18 protein-coding genes and 1 riboswitch are annotated in these 21008 nt (G+C 44.4%); of the genes, 5 read left to right on the plus strand and 13 right to left on the minus strand.

Annotated features, from left to right (window positions below):
- Nucleotides 1-21 precede the first annotated feature (21 nt).
- Nucleotides 22-1395: an NADP-specific glutamate dehydrogenase gene (gdhA, locus tag DUK53_RS13715; protein WP_036129773.1), complete on the minus strand. Its 1374-nt coding sequence runs from the start codon at nucleotides 1393-1395 to the stop codon at nucleotides 22-24.
- Between the two features lie 258 nt (nucleotides 1396-1653).
- Here gdhA and DUK53_RS13720 point away from each other — a divergent pair, with 258 nt between their 5' ends.
- Both DUK53_RS13720 and DUK53_RS13725 read left to right on the plus strand, forming a co-directional pair.
- The gene (locus DUK53_RS13720) at nucleotides 1654-2454 is read left to right on the plus strand and encodes a 2OG-Fe dioxygenase family protein (protein ID WP_036129774.1); all 801 of its coding nucleotides are present in this window, start codon (nucleotides 1654-1656) and stop codon (nucleotides 2452-2454) included.
- An 85-nt stretch (nucleotides 2455-2539) separates the two neighbouring features.
- On the plus strand, nucleotides 2540-5701 hold the full coding sequence (locus DUK53_RS13725; protein WP_036129776.1) for an ATP-binding protein: 3162 nt from the start codon (nucleotides 2540-2542) through the stop codon (nucleotides 5699-5701).
- A 408-nt stretch (nucleotides 5702-6109) separates the two neighbouring features.
- Here the strand turns inward: DUK53_RS13725 and hisC are convergent, their stop codons facing one another.
- From hisC to hisZ, 10 genes are read right to left on the minus strand one after another with little or no spacing between them, the layout of a single operon-like run.
- Entirely contained in the window at nucleotides 6110-7192 is a 1083-nt protein-coding gene (hisC, locus tag DUK53_RS13730; RefSeq protein ID WP_036129779.1) for a histidinol-phosphate transaminase, read from the minus strand.
- 12 nt (nucleotides 7193-7204) lie between these two features.
- Nucleotides 7205-7519, minus strand: a complete 315-nt coding sequence (gene hisE / locus DUK53_RS13735) for a phosphoribosyl-ATP diphosphatase (protein ID WP_236637310.1) — start codon at nucleotides 7517-7519, stop codon at nucleotides 7205-7207.
- Between the two features lie 2 nt (nucleotides 7520-7521).
- A complete protein-coding gene (gene hisI / locus DUK53_RS13740; RefSeq protein WP_036129783.1) occupies nucleotides 7522-7842 on the minus strand; it encodes a phosphoribosyl-AMP cyclohydrolase in 321 nt (106 codons plus the stop codon).
- Nucleotides 7839-8600, minus strand: a complete 762-nt coding sequence (hisF, locus tag DUK53_RS13745) for an imidazole glycerol phosphate synthase subunit HisF (RefSeq protein ID WP_036095063.1) — start codon at nucleotides 8598-8600, stop codon at nucleotides 7839-7841. The genes hisI and hisF overlap by 4 nt, the downstream gene beginning before the upstream one ends.
- Nucleotides 8590-9315, minus strand: coding sequence for a 1-(5-phosphoribosyl)-5-[(5-phosphoribosylamino)methylideneamino]imidazole-4-carboxamide isomerase (gene hisA, locus DUK53_RS13750; protein ID WP_036129784.1), 726 nt, complete (start codon nucleotides 9313-9315; stop codon nucleotides 8590-8592). The genes hisF and hisA overlap by 11 nt, the downstream gene beginning before the upstream one ends.
- Nucleotides 9294-9914 (minus strand): imidazole glycerol phosphate synthase subunit HisH, encoded by a 621-nt coding sequence (gene hisH / locus DUK53_RS13755; RefSeq protein ID WP_036095066.1) that lies wholly within the window; start codon nucleotides 9912-9914, stop codon nucleotides 9294-9296. Before hisH ends, hisA begins: the two co-directional genes overlap by 22 nt.
- Complete coding sequence (gene hisB / locus DUK53_RS13760) at nucleotides 9915-10499, minus strand: imidazoleglycerol-phosphate dehydratase HisB (RefSeq protein WP_036129786.1); 585 nt, start codon at nucleotides 10497-10499, stop codon at nucleotides 9915-9917. It abuts the gene before it with no gap.
- Complete coding sequence (gene hisD, locus DUK53_RS13765; RefSeq protein ID WP_036129789.1) at nucleotides 10496-11785, minus strand: histidinol dehydrogenase; 1290 nt, start codon at nucleotides 11783-11785, stop codon at nucleotides 10496-10498. The genes hisB and hisD overlap by 4 nt, the downstream gene beginning before the upstream one ends.
- Nucleotides 11782-12420: an ATP phosphoribosyltransferase gene (hisG, locus tag DUK53_RS13770; RefSeq protein ID WP_036095073.1), complete on the minus strand. Its 639-nt coding sequence runs from the start codon at nucleotides 12418-12420 to the stop codon at nucleotides 11782-11784. The genes hisD and hisG overlap by 4 nt, the downstream gene beginning before the upstream one ends.
- Entirely contained in the window at nucleotides 12417-13589 is a 1173-nt protein-coding gene (hisZ, locus tag DUK53_RS13775) for an ATP phosphoribosyltransferase regulatory subunit (protein WP_036129790.1), read from the minus strand. The genes hisG and hisZ overlap by 4 nt, the downstream gene beginning before the upstream one ends.
- Nucleotides 13590-13852: 263 nt before the next feature.
- Here hisZ and DUK53_RS13780 point away from each other — a divergent pair, with 263 nt between their 5' ends.
- Nucleotides 13853-16414 (plus strand): immunoglobulin-like domain-containing protein, encoded by a 2562-nt coding sequence (locus DUK53_RS13780; protein ID WP_036129792.1) that lies wholly within the window; start codon nucleotides 13853-13855, stop codon nucleotides 16412-16414.
- Nucleotides 16415-16631: 217 nt separating this feature from the next.
- Nucleotides 16632-17462, plus strand: a complete 831-nt coding sequence (hisJ, locus tag DUK53_RS13785) for a histidinol-phosphatase HisJ (protein ID WP_036129795.1) — start codon at nucleotides 16632-16634, stop codon at nucleotides 17460-17462.
- 32 nt (nucleotides 17463-17494) lie between these two features.
- On the opposite strand, the gene DUK53_RS13790 is transcribed toward hisJ, so the two are convergent.
- Nucleotides 17495-18790, minus strand: a complete 1296-nt coding sequence (locus DUK53_RS13790; RefSeq protein WP_036095080.1) for an NCS2 family permease — start codon at nucleotides 18788-18790, stop codon at nucleotides 17495-17497.
- Between the two features lie 88 nt (nucleotides 18791-18878).
- Nucleotides 18879-18980: riboswitch (purine riboswitch) on the minus strand.
- 191 nt (nucleotides 18981-19171) lie between these two features.
- Complete coding sequence (locus DUK53_RS13795) at nucleotides 19172-19318, minus strand: putative holin-like toxin (protein ID WP_103034913.1); 147 nt, start codon at nucleotides 19316-19318, stop codon at nucleotides 19172-19174.
- A 255-nt stretch (nucleotides 19319-19573) separates the two neighbouring features.
- On the opposite strand from DUK53_RS13795, the gene DUK53_RS13800 reads away from it, so the two are divergent.
- Nucleotides 19574-20971, plus strand: a complete 1398-nt coding sequence (locus DUK53_RS13800) for a glycoside hydrolase family 1 protein (RefSeq protein WP_036129798.1) — start codon at nucleotides 19574-19576, stop codon at nucleotides 20969-20971.
- Nucleotides 20972-21008: the final 37 nt, after the last annotated feature.

Genomic DNA, 21008 nt, shown 5'->3' on the forward strand with positions numbered 1-21008 from the left:
ATTATTCGGTCTTTTAGCTATTTAGATAATACCTTCCGTCAACATGCTATCGGCAACTTTGAGGAAACCGGCGATGTTGGAACCAACGACTAGGTTACCAGATGCATCGTAAGCAGATGCCGTGGCGCTAGCGTTTTTGTAGATATTTTTCATGATTGATTTCAAGTGAGAATCTACTTCTTCAAAAGTCCAGCTCATCCGGATACTGTTTTGAGCCATTTCTAGGGCTGATACGGCAACTCCGCCAGCATTTGCAGCTTTGGCAGGTCCGAATAAGACGCTATTCTCTTGGAAAACAGCAACTGCATCGAGTGTGGATGGCATGTTCGCGCCTTCTGCTACAGCGATGACGCCATTTTTAACGAGCGTTGCGGCTTGATCTGCGTTGATTTCGTTTTGTGTCGCGCAAGGCAGAGCGATGTCAGCAGGTAATGACCAAATATCTCCATCTGCGACAAAAGTGGCGTTTGGATGATGCGTGGTGTATTCGCTGATACGTTTGCGTTCTTGCTCTTTTAATTGTTTCACGGTTGCGACGTTGATGCCGTTTTCGTCTAGGATGTAGCCGCTTGAATCGCTACATGCAATGACGGTTGCGCCAAGTTCGTGGGCTTTTTCGATGGCGTAAATTGCGACGTTACCTGAACCGGAAACGATGACTTTTTTGCCTTTTAGGGAGTCGCCTTTGTCTTGGAGCATTTCTTGTGTGAAGTATACGACGCCGTAACCTGTTGCTTCGGTACGTGTTAAACTTCCGCCGTAGTTCAGGCCCTTACCTGTTAGCGTGCCGGCATCGAAAGCGTTTAGGCGTTTGTATTGGCCGAATAGGAAGCCGATTTCGCGAGCGCCGACACCGATGTCACCAGCTGGAACGTCGGTATTTGGCCCGATATATTTCTGTAATTCGGACATGAAGCTTTGGCAGAAACGCATCACTTCATTGTCTGATTTGCCTTTAGGATCAAAGTCGGAACCACCTTTACCGCCACCGATTGGCAAGCCAGTTAAGGAGTTTTTGAAAATTTGCTCGAATCCAAGAAATTTGACGATGCTGCCGTTTACCGATGGATGGAAACGAAGTCCGCCTTTATATGGACCGATAGCGCTATTGAATTGTACGCGGAAACCACGGTTAACTTTGACATTGCCGTTATCGTCTACCCAAGGGACGCGGAATGTGATGAGTCGTTCTGGCTCGGTCAATCTTTCTAGAATTCCAGCTGCCTCATATTTTGGCTCTTTCGCTAAAACAGGGACTAAGGATTGTAAAAATTCTTCAACTGCTTGGTGAAATTCGCTCTCGGAAGGGTTGCGTTTTTTTACTGTTTCAAAGATACGTGCCGTGTAATCTTCGGCTGCCTCGACTTCTTTTGATACTGTTGTTGGTTGTACCATATTTGAATCGCTCCTCGTGGTTTTATTTTAAGTGAGAATAAACGTATCATTGAATGGGATATCGATACTTGCGTTTGTTCTTGTTTTTCAGGGTTTTGCTATTCTGAAATTTCACTTATAATGTTAGTTTACATGAAAAACGTGAAGGTTACAAGATAAAAAACGATTTTTCTGATTTTTTTAACAAGGTGCGCAATTTACAAACGCTTTCTTTGAGTGGCGTCGGAATGTTACAATGGGAGGGAGTTTTGAAAAGAAATGAGGGAATGGATAGTGTACAAAGATGAAATGTTAGAAAAAGGCTTTATTCGGTTCGATGTGGGGGCGGATATTGGTCGTTTATATAAGAAGGATGCGGCTTGGGTTGCGGAGCAGTTTGCTGAGATTGAGCGGGCTTTTGAGGATTTGCCGATTGATGCTTATGCGACTGGACTTCATCGTTATCGCCGTTTTTCGCGTGCGGTTATTTTGCCGTGGTCGAATCAGGTGGAATGGTTGCCGGCGATGGTGAATGAGGATGGGGAAGCGGTTGCGGAGTATTTCCAGGGCGCGTTTAATCCGGAGTTTAAGGATGCGTATCGCAGTTTTCCAATGCTGCAGCCGGCGATGCTGGAAAATGAGCTTTTGAAGCGTATTATTCAGTTTGATTTTGCGCAGACGTATTGGGATGCGCGGGATATGGTGATGCCGGTGAATGTGGGCGTGCATTTTGTGAAGTTGAAGGTGGAGCAGGATGGGGACGAGGCGGTTTCATCGCCGAATTGTTTGCATCGGGACGGGGAGCCGTTTACGTTTGCGCATTTGGTGAAGCGCCAGAACGTTGCGGGTGGCCAGAATGTGATTGCGACGGTGGATGATGTGGATCAATTCCCAGAAGATATTGATGCGGGGCATATTTTTGCGGATTTTGCGTTGACGAAAAGCTTGGAGTCTTACGGGGTTGCGGATGTGGCGGTGAGCCATTATGTGAGCGCGGTTCGTAAAGGGAGTAGCGATGCGGCTGGAGAGCGGTCGATGATTTTGATTGATTATCAGCCGACTGTTGTGAAGCCGCTTTGATTAGAAGGATATTAGATATAGGCCATGGAGTATCAAAGCAACTGTACTCCATTTTTAAATAAAATAAAATTTCTAGGAGTAGTTTATGAGATATGTAGATGATGTGGTACGAGAAGTCCTATCAAATATGCCAAACGAATGTAATTTTATTGACTACAAACAGATTCCATATAAAAAGGAAAAATATGCAGATTTTATTAAAGATGTGCTGGCTTTTTTGAATTGTATTGAAAGTCTTGATCGAGATAAGTTCATTATTATAGGAGTGGAAAATGAACGTTTGAGAAAAATTGGATTAAAATTAGGTATGCCAGATGATGCGGCATTTCAAGATTTACTAGATAAAATAAGCCCTAGGCCATGTGTTTCAACTGGAACGATATCTTTTGAGAATTTAGATTTTGGGTATATTTGTATACCCAAAACTAACAATTTAAGACCTTATGCTACTAGCCATTCATATCCTTCAAATAATCCAATTGTAAATGCTGGGACGTATTATATTCGAAAAGGTAGTAAAAATACAATAGCTGATCGGTATGATCTAGAGAAAATTTTTTCTTTACAGAATCAAGAGCTGCCTATATTGCCATCGCTTAAAGAAGAAACGAGTAGGGAATACTCTGCTGATTTAGCCTTATTTGCGCTAATAGGTGGATGGAATCATACTAATCATTTCGATAAAGAGATTATTGAAAAATTTATCCAAGAACCATATGATTCTTGGATAATTAGGATAAAGGATGTTCTTCAAGGTGAAGGGTCCTATATAAATTTTCATAAAAATATTTGGAGTACCAAAGGCAGAGAGACCCTTATAAGAAATATGAAAAATAGTTACTACGATTATATTTTTGATGATTTGCAAGCCGTTATTGTTGAGGTATTGTCGGAAAGAAATCCAAAGTTTGATTTAAGGGCAGATGAACGATGGCTGTCCAAATTTTATGATAAAAATACAAAATATTCAACTCAGTTAAGAACGGGTTTAGCAGAGGCACTACCTATTTTATCATCTATGACGGATATATTTCCAAACAGTAGTAGAGTTATGTTGGAAGATATAATTAGCAATACAGTGCATACCATTCTAGATACAAAGAATTGGGAAGTTTGGGCGGGATTAGAATGGTATTTACCAGCTTTGGCAGAAGCGGCACCTGCAGTATTTATTAAATCTATTGAAGAAAATATACTCGCAGTGAAGCAATTATTTAAAGAAACAGAGAATGATATTGTTTCAAGGACATACTCTGGGGGCTTAACTAGAGCGATAGAACTAGTTGCATGGGATCCTGAAAATTTTGTCCATGTTTGCTGCGTGATTGTAGAAGTAATGAACAGTGAGGATTCCAAAGAACAATCGAATCTAGTGAATATACTGTCGAAAATACTTTTACCATGGCGACCTCAAACGCTTGCTCCCGTATCTAAACGAGAAACTGTTGTAAAAATTTTACTGAATGAGTATGCTGATATTGGATGGAAATTACTAATGAAATTAATTCCAGGTGTAATCACGACTACTTCGAGTACTTATAAACCAAAATGGAGAACTACAGTTTTGGATGAAGTAGACCATAAGATAACTAATTTAGATTATTACTTGCAAAATGAAATTTTTTTAAATCTTAGCATAGAGTATGCTGAATCAGATAGTCAGAGGTTAATAGACTTGATTAATGTATTGGATAATATTTCGGATGACTGGCGTGTCAAATTTTTAAATGTAATATGTGCCGACAGCATTGTTGCAAGAGATGATGAATATAAGTATATAATTTGGGAACGTCTTTCTACAGTTATAAATAGGCATAAAAGATATAATCATACTGATTGGGCTTTTTCAGATATAGATATAAAAAGAATGGAGATAATGAGAGATAAAGTTGAGCCGAAAGCTCTAAATGTTAAAAATAGAATTTTTTTCAAATCTAGTAGATATGATTTATTTTTCTCTGAGGATAGTAAAGAAAATTCAAAACAAATTTTTAGTTTTCAAGTAGAGGCTATAAAAGAGATTCTGCCAACTGGGTTAATAGAGTTATTCAAATTCAATTCTGAAATAGAAGATTCTTACTCTCTGGGATTTTGTTTTGGAAAAGTTGATCAAAGCTCTATAAGTTGTAATGATGTATTTGTTTTTTTAGATATAAAAGATAGTAAAAAAATAGATTTCATTCGGGGCTTTGTTGTAGGGAAATATCAATTATGCGGTTTTGACTGGATTGAAGAAGTTGCCTTTCAAGTTATGGATAAGTTTCAAAAAGCAATTATATTTGCTGCTATGCCATTTTATATTGATACATGGATTTTGGTTGAAAATATAATGGGGGATGAGCAAGAAGAGTACTGGAACCTTGTCGATGCTCTTCCATATCAAGCTGTTGGATTAGATGATGCTATCCAAAAATTAATAGAGTTTGGTTGCCCAATTAAGGCAATAGATTGCATAACATATCAGATTGATGAAGGAATGCGGGTTCCCTCAGATTTAGCGTTTAAAGCTTTGACCGATGCTACCGAAGAGCTTAATGGTCAAAGGAGCGTAGCTTTATACAATACTAGAAAAATAATTAGATATTTGCAAAAGCAAGAGGGGGTAGCAGAGCGAGAGTTAGTTAGAATTGAATGGATGTATCTGGCTATTATGGGCGAGGAGGGGTTAACTCCTGTAACACTCGAAAGAAAATTGGCAACGGAACCTGCTTTCTTCAACGAGATTCTTTGTCTAGCGTATAAAGAAAAGGGAGCAGAAAAGAGAGTACTTACTGGAAAGGAAGAGACTATAGCAATCAATGCGCATCGTTTATTAAATTCGTGGAGGATAATTCCTGGTTCAGAGGCTATAGGTGAGCTTGATAAACAAAAACTCACTATCTGGATAGATGAAATGAAGGAAATGGCTGCTAATTCTGATAGATTGGATATGGGGCTAAATGTTATAGGGGGGACCCTTTATTATGCACCCGCAGATAAGGACGGACTTTGGATTAATAAAAATGTTGCAGAGCTGTTAAATAAAAGAGAAGAAACTATCATGAGGGATGCATATACTACCAAAATATTTAATGAGAGAGGTGCTCATTTTATAGATAGGACTGGAGCAGAAGAGTTCCAATTAGCAAGTCACTATTTTGAAAAGGCAGATCAACTTGAACTAAATAATTTTTTCCGATTAGCAAGTTCAATGAGGGAGTTAGCTAGAGATTATGAAAGACAAGGAAAAATATATATAGAAGAGTAACAATCATCAACAAAAAACACACACGGGGGGAACCGCATGTGCCTGTAGGGAGTTTTAGGAGTGTGTGGTGGCGACGATATAAAAGGGATATCAGGGAAATTTTATGGTATAGGATGTATTCTCCATATGGAGCAAAGCGAGTAATGCTCGTCTATTTTGAATAGGAAATGAGTTTTCTTTTGAAGCGTGTATTAGGTCTTTAAAAGAAAGCTCATTTTTATTTATCGTCGCCGCCACATCATCTTGGGGAAAAGATGACTTGCTCCAATAAAATAAGTATAACGTTAAATGGGGAGCTGTAACATCGCTTTGGCTTACAATTCGAAACGGAAATGTGACAGTTTTGTCAGGTTGGCTTGTTTTGATGAGAATGTGATGAGAGAAGGCTTAGAGACGTGTTAGAGTGCGTTATTTGTTGTCCAAAATGGATGCCAGAGCTTGGATGCATGCTTCGTTTTCGCTGGTGGAACCAATCGTGATTCGTAGCCAATTTGGTTTGAGTCCGGCGCGCACGATGAAGCCTTTTTGGAGTAGTTGGTTGAATAGGTCGGTGGCGTCGCGCTCGGTGTCGAAAAAGATGAAGTTGGCGTCGGATTTGTAGTATGCGAGACCGCGCGTGTCTAGGAAGTCGTACCATTGTTGTAAGCCGCTTGTGTTGGCGTCGACGCATTTTTCGACGAATGCTTGGTCGGCGAGTGCGGCGGTCGCGGCGGATTGGGCAATGGACGAGGTGTTGAATGGGAGCCGCACGATGTTGAAGGGTTCTACTAGCGCGTCTGGGATGATGGCGTATCCGATGCGCAAGCCTGCCAAACCGTAAATTTTGGAAAAGGTGCGCATGATGATGAGGTTTGGAAATGGCTCTAGAAGCGCTAGTGTGTCTGGGTATTCTGCGGTTGTGGCGTACTCGAAATAGGCTTCGTCGCTGATGACTAGGACGTCTTTGGGTACGGATTCGAGCAGGGCTAGGACTTCTTGTTGGGTGGAAATTGTGCCTGTCGGGTTGTTTGGATTGCAGAGCCAGATGATTTTTGTGCGCGTGTTGACGGCGTTTGCCATGGCGGTGAGATCGGATTTTCCGGTTGTTTCATCGACTGGGATGCGCTGCGTTTCGGCGCCTTCGATTGTGGCATGTAGGGAATACTGGGAGAAGGTCGGCGCGGCTTCGATAATGTTGTCGCCGGGCTCTAGGACGGCGCGCGAGATGAGTTGGATAACGTCATCAAGACCGGAACCAAGCAGAATATTATCTGTCGGAACACCGTGAAAAGCCGCGATATTTTCACGCAAAATTCGGCCGGCGCCATCGGGGTAGTAGGATAGGTCAATCGTGCCTTCTTTGAGGATTCGCGTGACGGCTTTTGATGTGCCAAACGGGTTTTCATTGGACGCGAGTTTGGTGATTTTTTTGAGCCCGAGTTCGCGGCGGACTTCTTCTAGCGGTTTGCCTGGTTTGTAGGCGGATAAGGTGTTTAGCGATGATTTTACCATGTGTGAGCCTCCTTAAATTTCGTCGATTGGCTTGCGGTCTTTCGTGACGCTGAGTTTGCCTTCGCGTTTTTCGAGTTCGCGTGCGATGTCGTCTGGCGTTAAGCCTTGCTGCGCTATGAGTACGAGGACGTGATAAGTCAAATCTGCGAGCTCCGATGTGAGTTCCGCGTTGTCGTTATTTTTCGCAGCAATGACTACTTCCGTCGCCTCTTCGCCAACTTTTTTCAAAATTTTATCCAGTCCGCGGTCGAATAAATAATTCGTATAGGAGCCTTCTTTTGGCGTGGTTTTGCGGTCATTGATTTGGTCGAAAAGTTCGTTTAGAATCGTCATTTTTCGGTCACTTCCTTTTCTAGATTGAAGAAGCAGCTGTGCGCGCCGGTGTGGCAGGCGGCTCCGATTTGGTCGACGCGGATCAAGAGTGTATCGCTATCGCAGTCGGAGCGGATTTCTTTGACGTGCTGGAAATGGCCAGACGTTGCGCCTTTATTCCAGAGTTCGTTACGGGAACGGGAGAAAAACCAAGTCGTGTTTGTATCGAGCGTTTTTTGGTAACTTTCGGCGTTCATATAGGCGAGCATGAGGACGTCACCGGTCGCGTCTTCCACGATAATCGCGGGGATGAGGCCTTTGGAAAAATCGAGTGTCATGGCCGAATCGCAACTCCTTTCTCTTGCAAAATTTGTTTGACTTCTGGAATCGTCATTTCGCCGTAATGGAAAATTGATGCGGCGAGTGCGGCGTCAGCGCTCGTTTTGGCGAAGACTTCTGCCATGTGATCGGCGTTTCCACAGCCGCCAGATGCGATGACAGGAACGGGGACGGCGTTACAGATGGCATCGGTGAGCGCGATGTCGTAACCGTCTTTAGTTCCGTCGCCGTCCATGCTTGTTAGCAGGATTTCGCCAGCGCCGAGTGAGACGGCTTTTTTTGCCCATTGGATCGCATCAAGACCGGTATCATCACGCCCGCCGCGACTGTAAACGTGCCAGGAATCATCTTCGGCGTGATACTTCGCGTCAATCGCGACAACGATACATTGATTGCCAAATTTGGCGGCGCCTTCCGCGATTAAATCGGGATTTTTGAGGGCGGCTGAATTCAGTGAAATCTTGTCCGCGCCAGCTTGAAGGAGGGCTTTCATGTTCGCGACAGAATGGATGCCTCCTCCGACGGTAAGCGGGATGAAGACTTGTTCCGCGGTGCGTTCGACGACATCGATCATCGTCCGGCGCTCTTCATGCGTTGCCGTGATATCGAGAAAAACGAGTTCGTCCGCGCCAGCTTCATTGTAGGCCTTGGCGATTTCGACAGGATCACCGACATCGGTTAGCGACACGAAATTGATGCCTTTCACGACGCGTCCATCGGTTACATCCAAGCAAGGAATGATGCGTTTAGTCAGCAAGATTCTCCACCTCCGTAATTTCTGCCATCGAAATATTGCCGTTATACAGGGCTTTACCGCAAATCGCGCCGTATAAACCGAGCTCGGAAAGTTGCTCCAAATCCTGTTTGCTACTCACGCCACCCGACGCGATAATATCCACAGAAACCGCTCGTTGCAAGGCTTGAAGCTGCTCTAAATTCGGACCTTCCAGCGTACCATCTTTGGCAATATCCGTAAAAATGATCGTCTGCACGCCACTTTTTTCAACCTCTTTCGCAAAAGTAAGGTAATCCGTAGCGCTCACATCGAGCCAACCAGACGTTGCAACAAAGCCATTTTTCGCGTCAATGCCGACCGCGATTTTCGCGCCATAAAGCTTCACGGCGTCACGAACTAAATCCGGATTTTCCAGCGCCGCCGAGCCGATAATGACGCGATCGATACCCGCTTCTTCCAGATAAAACGTAATCTGCTTCATCGTCCGAATCCCACCACCGACTTGGACGGGGAGACCAGCCGCTTTTTTCATCGCACGAATCACGTCCAAATTAATCGGTTTTCCTTCCAGCGCGCCGTCCAAATCGACAATATGTAAATACGTTGCGCCTTGTTCACTAAATGTCGCCGCTTGGGCAATCGGGTCAGGATTCACAACGGTTTCCTGCGCGAAATCACCTTGATATAGCCGCACACACCGACCGTTTTTCAAATCTATTGCTGGGAAAAACCGCATGCTATTACCTCCTTAAATCCTTGTAAAATTTCGAGTCCTGCCTGCCCGCTTTTTTCGGGGTGAAACTGGGCGCCGTAAACGTTCTCGTTCGCGATGATGCCTGGAACTTCCATCGAATAATCGCTCGACGCCAATACATATTTCTCCTCACAAACCGCATAATACGAATGCACATAATACACAAAATTACCGTCCTGATCCCGCGTTAACGGCGAGTCCTGCTTCACTTCCAACCGATTCCAGCCCATATGCGGAATTTTCGCCGTGTCTGGCAGCGATTTCGCGTGACCCGGAATCAGTCCAAGCCCTTGCGTATAGCCAAATTCCTCGCTCGAATCCAGCAATAATTGCATTCCGAGACAAACCCCAAGCAGCGGTTTCCCGTGCGCCACCACCTCTTGCAAAACCGCAATCAAATCGCGTTCTTCAAGTGCCGCCATCGCCTGCGGAAAAGCACCAACACCCGGCAAAATAATGCCATCCGCCTCCAAAATCGTCTTTTTCGCAGCCGTTATCGTATTTTCAATCCCAATAAAATCAAGCGCTTTGCTGACACTTTTCGTATTGCCCGCATCATAATCAATAATCGCAATTCGCATTTACAGCACACCTTTCGTCGAGTTAACGCCTACGATATCAGGATTCACTGTAATGGCTTGCCGCAAAGCTCGGCCAAACGCTTTAAACAACGCCTCAATTTTGTGATGCGTATTTTTGCCGTAAAGGACGCGACAGTGCAGGTTCATCGACGCATTAAACGCCACCGCTTGGAAAAATTCCTCCACGAGCTCCGTATCAAAAGCACCAAGCTTCGGATTCTCAAACACCGCATCAAAAACGAGGTACGAACGCCCACTTAGATCCAGCGCCACAAAGCCAAGCGACTCATCCATCGGCACGTATTCCGAACCGTAACGATTAATCCCAGCCTTATCACCAAGCGCTTCCTTCAAACATTGCCCGAGCACAATCCCGACATCCTCCGCCGTGTGATGCGAATCCACATCTAAATCGCCAATCGCCTCGCAAACAAACCCAATGCGGCTATGTCTCGCGAATAACGTCAACATATGATCGAGAAATCCGACCCCAGTATTAACCTCACATTTCTCCGGCTGATCCATATAAAGCTCCATTTTAATCGCTGTTTCTGCCGTTTTCCGTTCTATTTTAGCTGTTCTCATTGTTCATCATCCTCCTCAAAGCGAATTTCGATAGCGCGAGCGTGCGCCGTCAAGCCTTCTTTTTCAGCCAGCAAGACAATCGCGTCTTTTTCCTTTGCCAGCGCGTCTTTCGTATAAGAAATAAACGAGGTCCGTTTGCAAAAATCAGCGACGCCAAGCGGGGAGAAGAAGCGCGCCGTCCCACTCGTTGGCAACACGTGATTCGGCCCCGCAAAATAGTCTCCAAGCGGTTCAGAGGCATAAGCGCCCAAGAAAACCGAGCCAGCATTTTTCACATAACTCAGATAATCCATCGGGTTTTCCAACTGGATTTCGAGATGTTCCGGAGCAATCTCATTCATAATATCAAACGCGGCGTCCACGGATTCAGCAACAATCACCTGTCCAAAATTGGCAATCGAAGCCCGCGCAATCTCTTCACGTGGCAGGGTTTTCAGCTGTTTCTCCACTTCCGCGGCAACCGCTTGACCAAACGCTTCACTCGTCGTAATTAGAATCGCGCGCGCCAGTTTATCATGCTCCGCTTGCGATAACAAATCTGCCGCTACAAACCGAGGATTCGCCGCCCTGTCCGCGACCACGACCACCTCCGAAGGCCCCGCAATCATATCGATATCCACGATGCCAAACACTTCCCGTTTTGCCAGCGCCACAAAAATATTCCCAGGCCCGACAATCTTATCCACTTTTGGAATCGACTCCGTCCCAAACGCAAGAGCAGCAACGGCTTGCGCGCCACCAATTTGATAAACTTCATCCGCACCCGCAATTTTGGCAGCAGCTAGAATATACGGATTCAAGCCATCTTTCCCAGGCGGCGTCACCATGATAATCCGCGGAACACCAGCAATTTTGGCCGGTAAAATGTTCATCAAAACCGAAGACGGATAAGCCGCCGTGCCACCAGGAACGTAAATACCAGCCGTCTCCAATGGGCGAACGAGCTGACCGCGCATCACGCCTGGCTTCTCTGTATCAACGAATCCCGATTGTTTCTGCTTTTGATGATACGACAAAATGTTCGCCTTCGCTTGTTCTAGCGCGCAGGTAAAATCCGCCTCAACATGGTTCAATGCATCATCCAACACACTTTGCGCCACCCTAAAATCCGTCAATCGAACCCCATCAAATTGTTCCGTCAGCCTAACAAGCGCCGCGTCACCATTCGTTTTCACATCTGCAATAATCGCTTTGACAGCCGCCTCGGTCTCGATCTGAGTATCCGCACTCGCCGCACTATGTAATTGCTCCAATATCGCCTCTTTATCCCCAGAAATAAACCTCATTTCGCGTCCTCCTCAAGCGTATTCTCCAATAAATCAATCAACTCAAAAATTTGCGCCTTATTCCGTTTCAGCGATGCCTTATTCACAATCAACCGAGCCGAAATAGCATACATTGTATCAAAAATCACCAAACCATTCTCACGCAGCGTCGAGCCAGTTTCCACAATATCAATAATCGCGTCCGCCAGCCCCAAAATCGGCGCCATCTCAACCGAGCCCTCAATCTTGATGATCTCGACATCCTCGCCACGTTCACGAAAATATTTCGTCGCAACCGTCGGGTATTTCGTCGCGATAATTTTGCGCCTATAATCACTCGGATCATAGCTCGGCGTCGACGCAAGGCAGAACTGACACCGTCCAATTTTTAAATCAAGCATCTCGTAATGCTCCTTATCCTGCTCCATCAAAACATCCTTGCCAACAATCCCGATATCCGCGACGCCATGCTTCACGTACGTCGTCACATCCGGCGCCTTCGCCAAAATAAACGAATACGGCGCATCCTCACGCTTAAAAATCAGCTTCCGACTTTTCTCATGCAGCATCGCACAATCCACGCCAGCCCGCTCCAAAAGCGCCACCGCCGACTTCTCCAATCTCCCTTTCGTCAAGGCAATTTGCAATGATTTCATGTCAAAACCTCCTCATCCGGATCAATCTCACGCACAGTATGACCGCTCACATCAATAATCTTGCTAAACTGCCATTTCCGCGCAAACGCCACGCTCTCCACCAAATCATCGAAAAAACTAAGCGAACTGTTCGGCGTCTTCGCAAGCCAATCCTCCGCCAAATGCGTCGTCTCAAGCGAATAATGAATAAACGTTTTCGAGTCCGTCTTGTCCTCCTTCAACGTCCGCCGTTTCAGCGACACAATCTCATCCAGATTCAGCGCCAGCCCCACCGCCGGCCAATTATCCTCTCCAAACTCAGCGAAAAGCGAATCATAACGCCCGCCGCTCAAGAAATGAACCGCCGACATATCCGCATAACCTCGAAAAATTGCGCCCGTATAATAATGAAGCTCCTGCACCAATCCAATATCCACCGACAAATGCTCCGGCACATTCACGACCCCGATAATCGTCTCCATCTGCGCCAACGCCTCCAAAATAACACCGTTTTCCGTCAACGCCCGAGCCTCCCGAATCGTGTCCACCGAACCAAACAAGCGCGGCAATGCCAAAATAAAATCATCCATCGCGCTCGGGTGGCTTTCCACAAATGACCGAATCCCGAATAAACTCTTATTCTGCAACACTTGGCGGAAGTTCTCCTCATCACTACCCTGCAAATCCAGCGTCTGAATCACCGCCTGATAAATCGCCGCGTGCCCAATCTCAATTTGGAAATCACTAATTCCCAGCTGCTTCAAAACCGCAATCGCGCTCGTAATACACTCAATCTCCGCTTTAATAGAAGCAAAGCCGATAATCTCAATCCCAGCCTGCGTCATTTCATTGCGTTCCCCAGCCAATTCCTCATTCGCCCGAAACACCTTTCCACTATAAGAAAGCTTGAGCGGCGGCGTCACACCCGTCGTACTAATCACCCGACCAATCGGCGACGTCATATCCGGCCGCAACACCGTCAACCGCCCCTTTTTATCAAAAAAGCGATACAAATTCACGTCATTAATCGCCGAAAAAACATCATCAAATTCGATAACCGGCGTCTCGATCCGCTGATAACCACGCGCATGAAACGACCGATTCACCAGATGTTCCATATCATAAGCCGACGCCGCCTCTTTAAAAAGTTTATCTCTGGTTCCAATAGGTAAATTCCGATTCCATTTCATATTTCTAAGCCCCATTCCACGTTAACTTTATTGTATTACCATATTAGCAGGTTAAAGCGTTTTTGTAAATACAAAAGGAAGAATATCTCCAGTATACCAATAAGTTCATAGAATATTCTAGAAATAAGTCGAGCTTGCCATTCAAATATGTCTAAAATGTCATGATTTTTCGTCAAAAAACGGAAATATTGTATTTTTCCTCCGCCAATTACTGCTACGATTGAGTTAGTTCTACAAAATAAAAAAAGCAAGGGGCGAAGAGAATGAATAAAATAATGAAGCAAACAGCATTACTTTTAGTAGCAACAAACGTATTTGCAGCATCGGTTATAGCAGTTGCGCCAGTTGGGGCACATGCAGCAAATCAATCAGTACAAGGATCTATCTATGGAACAGTGAAAGCAGAAATCAACGCACTTTTCATCGGTAAAGACCCAGAAAACGATATTCGAGCGGGACTTGATCGTGTACCTGTCAATGACGCGATAGAAGATGTGACCCTTTTAGAAGATCCGGTACAACAAGCAGAGTTACGCCTCATTTTGGATAAAGCGATTAGCCAACTAGCAGCTAAAATCGAGGCCTCATTGACGGTAGATACCGCTTTAAATGGCGCAACTGAAATCACTGGCAAACTAGAAGCACAGAGCGTTTTTATCGCAGAAGTTTACAACGCAACAGGTAAAAAAATCGCGATGACAACAGGCATGGCAACGGAGGACAATACATACAAAATAGCGCTAAATCGCGTGAACCGCTATGACGAAGACGGCTCGTGGCTCGATATGGGAGCAATCACACTAGAAAAAGGCATGAAAGTTAAAGTCTATGTGAACCTACTGAACGCTAAAGGGCAGCGCTTCGTGGCAGCAGATACAACGCAAGACGTCATTGGCATCCCTTATGATGAAGCAGAAGCGGCTGTTTTAGGTTTGTTTGTCAACAATGATCCTGCCAAAATGATTGCGACGACGGCGAGCAAAGCAACAGTAGCAGAGGCTCAGATGAAAGTTGCCGTTTTACCAGCATCCCCAGCAAAAGATACGTTACAAGGAAATCTAGACAGAGCTAAAACGCTTGTAGGTGCACGTGATGCGTTCCAAGGAATCACATTGAGCGAGGATCATAAAGCAGCTATTTTTGCGTTCGACAATGCAGAGCAAGTGGAGTATATTTACCGCTTTACAGTCAATAATAACGCGATAACAACGACGAGTACAGTAAGCGGTAACAAAAAAAATGCTGTATCAGCCAGTAACTTAGAAATTGGAGATACAGTTGCAGTTTGGATACAAGCGCAAAATAAGTATTACCTACTTGCAGACTTAGAGGTGACAGCAGTTCCTACACCTGCAGAACTTGCACGTTACCTAGTGAATGGACTTTTTATAGAAGATAATCCTACAAATCATGTCAAGGCAACAACAAACCAAACAGAGTTGAATAAAGCCCAAGCACAAGTTAATCTAGTGATGGACTATGTGGTAAGGGCAGGAATCCAGAAAGATTTAGATAAAGCAAAAAGTGAATTCAACATCATCGCACCAATCACGATTAATCCAGTGACGACAAATGCAACGATGGTAACGGGAACTGGCGAACCAAATGCAGGAGTTGTTGTACGAAATGGTTCGCTCGTTCTAGGCTCAAGTATAGTAGGTGAAAATGGGGCGTATAGCGTTTCGATTCCACAGCAAACAGTAGGCACAACTCTTACAGTATATATTACAAAACCACTAAACGGTAAGGCGAATGTAGCGAGTATTTACGTAGCAAAAGGCGCGGATATCACGCTTTCTGTGAATGATTACAAGCTAGGGGAAGCGACAATAACAGGAACTTACGGCAAAAATATCCCACGAGTTCGCCTTTGGGTCAACGGAAAAGCTGTTACACAAGCTACATTGAATGCAGATGGTACTTTTACAATTGATATGGCATCGAACTATGTTAAAGCACTGACGGACGAGATCGAAATCGTAGCAGTCGATTCAAAATTCGTTGAGATAACACGTGTTTCTGGAGAAATCACAGGCTCGATTATTAAAGATTACGGATTAACTGCGGATGGATATCAAGTGGATACGGCAAATCTAGAAGGGACTTATGGCAAAGATATAGCGAAAGTTTTTTTGTGGGTGAATGGCGAATCGGTGTCAGAAGCGACAACAAATCCAGATGGAACTTACCAGGCAGAAAACATCGCACAGTTTGTGGCATCAAAGAAAGATATTGTGGAAGTCGTTGGTGTTGACGCACAAGACAAGGAAGTGAAACGCGTGAAAGTGAAGGTGACAAGTTCACCACTTGAGAACTGGGTAAAAGCGGATACGTATAAGTTTGGTACACAAACACTCACTGGGACAATTGGTAAGAACATCAGCAAAGTGCGGCTTTGGGTCAATGGCAAGGCAGTACAAGAAGCAACGATAAACGAAGACTATAGCTATATTTTTGAAAATGCTAAGAGAAGTATTTTGAAAGAAACGGATTTGGTGGAAGTAGTTGGAGTGGATGATGCTTATGTAGAAATAGATCGCGAACAAGTTTCTGTTGAACCAATTGCGCTTGATCTTGAATTAACGGCGGATGATTATGCATTTGGAAGTCTGATGCTAACAGGAACTTATGGCAAGGATATTAAGTATGTACGTCTTTTTGTGAACGGTGAAGTCGCAAAACAAGCTGATTTGGATCCAGTTACAGGGACATACACATGCAATGATATCATCAAAAAAATTACGAGTAATGCGGATAATTTAGAAATTGTAGCGGTAGATGCGAAGTTTAAAGAAATTAAGCGTATATCGGTCACTATGAAGTAGGATATCAGTGTGTCTAGAGCCAGTCATTTTCGATGTTAAAGGCTTCGTTCCAGTATGCTAGTACAGGATTTTTTCTGAAAATGATCTATTATCGCCACGTTGAAATTTTTGAAAAACATGTACAATTATTTTTCTGCAATCAGATGCCATGATAGTCGATATCATGGCATTTTTGTGTGGCGTGATGATACAATGGACAAAAAAGGAGCGATGCAAGATGAAAAAATGGGATGGACACACGCATACGGAATTTTGTCCACACGGTACGGGAGATACGGTAGAGGCGATGATTGAAAAAGCGATTGGGCTTGGATTCACGGATTATTCGATTACAGAGCACCCGCCAATGCCAGCTGTTTTTGAGGCAGTTATTGCGAACCCGATGGAAGACATTGCGACAGCCGCGATTCGGTGGGATCAATTGGATGCTTATTTTGAGCGTGCACATGCGATGAAGCGAAAATATAAAAATCAGATTAGGATCCATGTTGGCTTGGAAGTGGATTTCTTGCCAGGTTTTGAACAGGATACGCGAGCGTTATTGAGGGAATATGGTTCGCAGATGGATGATGGTGTCTTGTCGTTACACTTTATGCCAGGCATCGATGGTTGGCGTTTCATTGATTTTTCAGCGGAGGATTTTGAGGCGGGAATTTTGAAGCACTATGGTAGCTTTGAGGCGGTTCAGAAGGAATATTATGGATTTATTCGGGAATCGTTGTTAGCGGATTTGGGTCCAGCGAAACCGACGCGATTGGGGCATATTTCGCTTTGTCAGAAGTTTCAGCGCTTTTTTGCGGATGAAGATACTGGATTAAAAAAGGCTACGCGACAACAGGTTTCGGAGTTGTTGAAGGATATCAAGGCGCGGAAATATCAGTTGGATTGGAATACGGCGGGACTTTACAAGGAGTTTTGCGGGGAAACATATCCGCCGCTTGATGTGGTGAACGAGGCGCGCGGGCTGGGGATTGAATTGGTATATGGTTCCGACGCGCACAGTTTGGCAGATGTCGGACGTGGTTATGACTACTATACAAAAAATTAAAAAGGATTGGGCGCCGAGACGCCCAATCCTTTTTAAACCACAAATATGAAATAGCAGATAAACAAGACCATTAATACATACATAATCGGGTGGACTTCTTTGTATCTACCTTTGAAGAACATTGTAATTGGGTAGAAAATGAAGCCAAGCGCGATTCCTGATGCAATCGAAAAGCTGAGTACCATCATCAGAATAACCATGAAACAAGGTACGGCGATTTCGAATTTGGACCAGTCAATATGCGCCACGTTACCAATCATTAGAATCCCGACAATCACGAGTGCGGGCGTCGTTACAGCGCTTGTGATGACCCCGAGAAGTGGCGAGAAGAACATCGATAAACCGAAGCAAACCGCAATCACAATCGCCGTTAAACCAGTTCGGCCACCGACCGCAACACCAGCTGTTGACTCGACGTAAGACGTTGTTGTCGACGTTCCAAGAATCGAACCGACAATCGTTGCCGAGGAATCCGCGAACAAAGCACGGCTCGCGCGCGGAATTTTATTATCCTTCATAAATCCAGCTTGATTCGCCACCGCCACAAGCGTTCCCGCCGTATCAAAGAAATCGATGAAGAAGAATGTCAAAATAACAATCAGCATCTGCGGTGTGAAAATATCACCAAGATGGAAAAGCGCTTGCCCAAAAGTAGGCGAAATATCTGGAATTGGCGCTACAACTTGCGTCGGAACATCGATAAGCTGGAAAATCATGCCCACAACAGCAGTCGAAGCCATCCCGATAAAAATCGCGCCATTTACGTTCAATGTCATGAGAATAATCGTAACTACGATGCCGAAAACAGCAAGCAACACCGCGCTATTATGCAAATCACCAAGGGCTACGAGTGTCGCTTTATTTCCGACGATAATCCCAGCATTTTTCAAACCAAGAAAGGCGATGAAAAAACCAATCCCAGCCCCAACGGCAAATTTTAATTCGGTTGGAATCGCGTTGATAATTTTTTCACGAATCCCTGTTACAGTAAGGACGATAAATACGCAACCTGAAACTAAAACGCCAGATAGTGCCGTTTCCCAAGGGATGCCCCACTGCGCGCAAACCGTGTACGCAAAAAAGGAACTAAGCCCGATTCCAGGTGCTAGACCAATCGGATAGTTCGCGATGAATCCCATGAGCAGCGACCCGACGACAGCAGCTAGAGCCGTAGCCACGAACACCGCGCTCATATCCATACCAGTCGTTGCAAGCGCGGAAGGATTCACAAATAATATGTAAGCCATCGACAAGAACGTCGTTAACCCCGCCAAAATTTCTGTTTTCATCGTTGTCTTATTTTCTCGCAGTTTAAACAATTTTTCCATTAAAAAAAGCCTCCCTGAATTGTGTTGTCGCACATTTTTCAAAGATGAGCCATCGCAAAAAAGAATCGATCCTGCCTTCAAACAGAAATCGAGATATGCTATTGCTCGTAGTTTAGCCATTTACGGTAGCTAAGTAGAAACGTCTGGGCCATATTCCTAGACATATACGACATGTGTTTATTTTAGCCTAGTTGGTGGCGGTTAGCAAGAGGCTGAAAGAAGAAATGTTGCGTGAGGATGGAGATTTTGTTATAATGGGTATGAAAAGAGAGTCGTGCTAGTAACACAACCCTCTTCACAAGTAGAAGTTTCTCAGAACAGTGACTTATTTATAAATGCTTGAATAGCCATCTATCAACCCGTCAAAGTTGAGGTAGATGGCTATTCTTTGTCTTTTTGCACTGCTTTAGCAATCTTGACTACTAGACCGATTAAGGAAACTAAGAAGCTCCCAAAGCCAATCATGAGCGCAATCGCTTCTGCAACAGACATGGTTGTCCTTTCCAAAGGGTTAGAGCTCATGTTCATAAGCATCACCACCTTCATGTTGATAGCCACCATCTTTACGCCTCTACTGATTTTATTATAACAAGAAAAACGAAACATGCACATCTCTAGTTGAATTGAAGGTCTGAAAAACACTCATTTTGAAATGGGTGTTTTTATTTTGGCTTTCAATCCAAATACATCTTTACCAAGTTATAAGTTTATACTTTTAAAAGAATAGGGTATAATAAAGATATTAAACGGGTACTTGCTGCTCGTCTCTTGGAGGTAGAAATGATGAAATATGAATTTCCGCAAGATTTTTGGTGGGGTAGTGCTGCGTCGGGTCCGCAAACGGAAGGGGCTGCTGCTGTTGATGGCAGAAAACCGAGTATTTGGGATCATTGGTATGAGATAGAACCAGGCCGTTTTTTCAATAATGTGGGGCCGGTGAACACGTCTAATTTTTATTATCAATATAAAGAGGATATTCAGTTGATGAAGGAAACGGGGCATAATTCGTTTCGGACGTCGATTCAGTGGTCGCGCTTGATTCCTGATGGGATTGGGGACGTGAATCCGAAAGCGGTGGATTTTTATAATCGTGTGATCGATGAGATGCTTGCGAATGGTGTCGAGCCGTTTATGAACCTGTATCATTTCGATATGCCGATGTCGATGCAGGAAATCGGTGGTTGGGAAAATCGCGAAGTTGTGAGTGCTTACGCGACTTTTGCAAAAACGTGTTTTGAATTATTTGGTGACCGTGTGAAACATTGGTTTACGTTTAATGAGCCGATTGTTCCTGTTGAAATGGGCTATTTGTATGACGCGCATTATCCGAATGTTGTAGATTTCAAACGTGCGGTACAGGTGGCGTATCATACGACGGTGGCTCATGCGCTTGCGGTGAAGGAGTACCATGCGCTCGAGCAACATGGTGAAATCGGGATTATCCTGAACTTGACGCCATCTTACCCGCGTAGTCAAAATCCTGCTGATATTCGTGCGGCACATATCGCGGATTTAATTTTCAACCGCAGTTTCCTTGATCCAGTGACAAAAGGCGAGTTTCCTGCTGATTTGGTAGAAATTTTGAAGGAACATGATATTTTGCCGACGTATACGGAGGAAGATTTGGCGATTATTAAAAACAATATTATCGATATTCTGGGCGTGAATTATTACCAGCCGCGCCGTGTGAAAGCCAAGGAATATGCGGCTCATCCTGATGCGCCATTTATGCCGGAGCACTTATTTGATAACTACGAAATGCCATATCGCAAAATGAATCCGTATCGTGGCTGGGAAATTTTTGAGAAAGCGATTTACGATATTGCGATTAATCTGCGTGATAATTATGGTAACATTCCGTTCTTTATTTCTGAAAATGGGATGGGCGTTGAGGGCGAAGATCGTTATCGTACGGCGGAAGGCTACATTGATGACCATTACCGGATTGCGTTTATTAAGGATCATTTGAAGTGGTTGCATAAAGCGATGGCGGAAGGTGCGAACTGTAAAGGGTATCATCTGTGGACGTTTATGGATTGCTGGTCTTGGGCGAACGCGTACAAAAATCGTTATGGTTTGGTTGAAGTGAATCTCGATCAAGATTACAAGCGTACGATTAAATCTTCCGGGCGTTGGTATAAAGAGCTTTCTGATAATCACGGTTTTGAGGATGCCGAGTAATTTTTATGGTAAAATAGAAAGAAAAAGAGGTGTTTAG

It is taken from the genome of Listeria sp. SHR_NRA_18, from assembly GCF_003856515.1.
Taxonomy (GTDB): Bacteria; Bacillota; Bacilli; order Lactobacillales; family Listeriaceae; genus Listeria_A; species Listeria_A newyorkensis.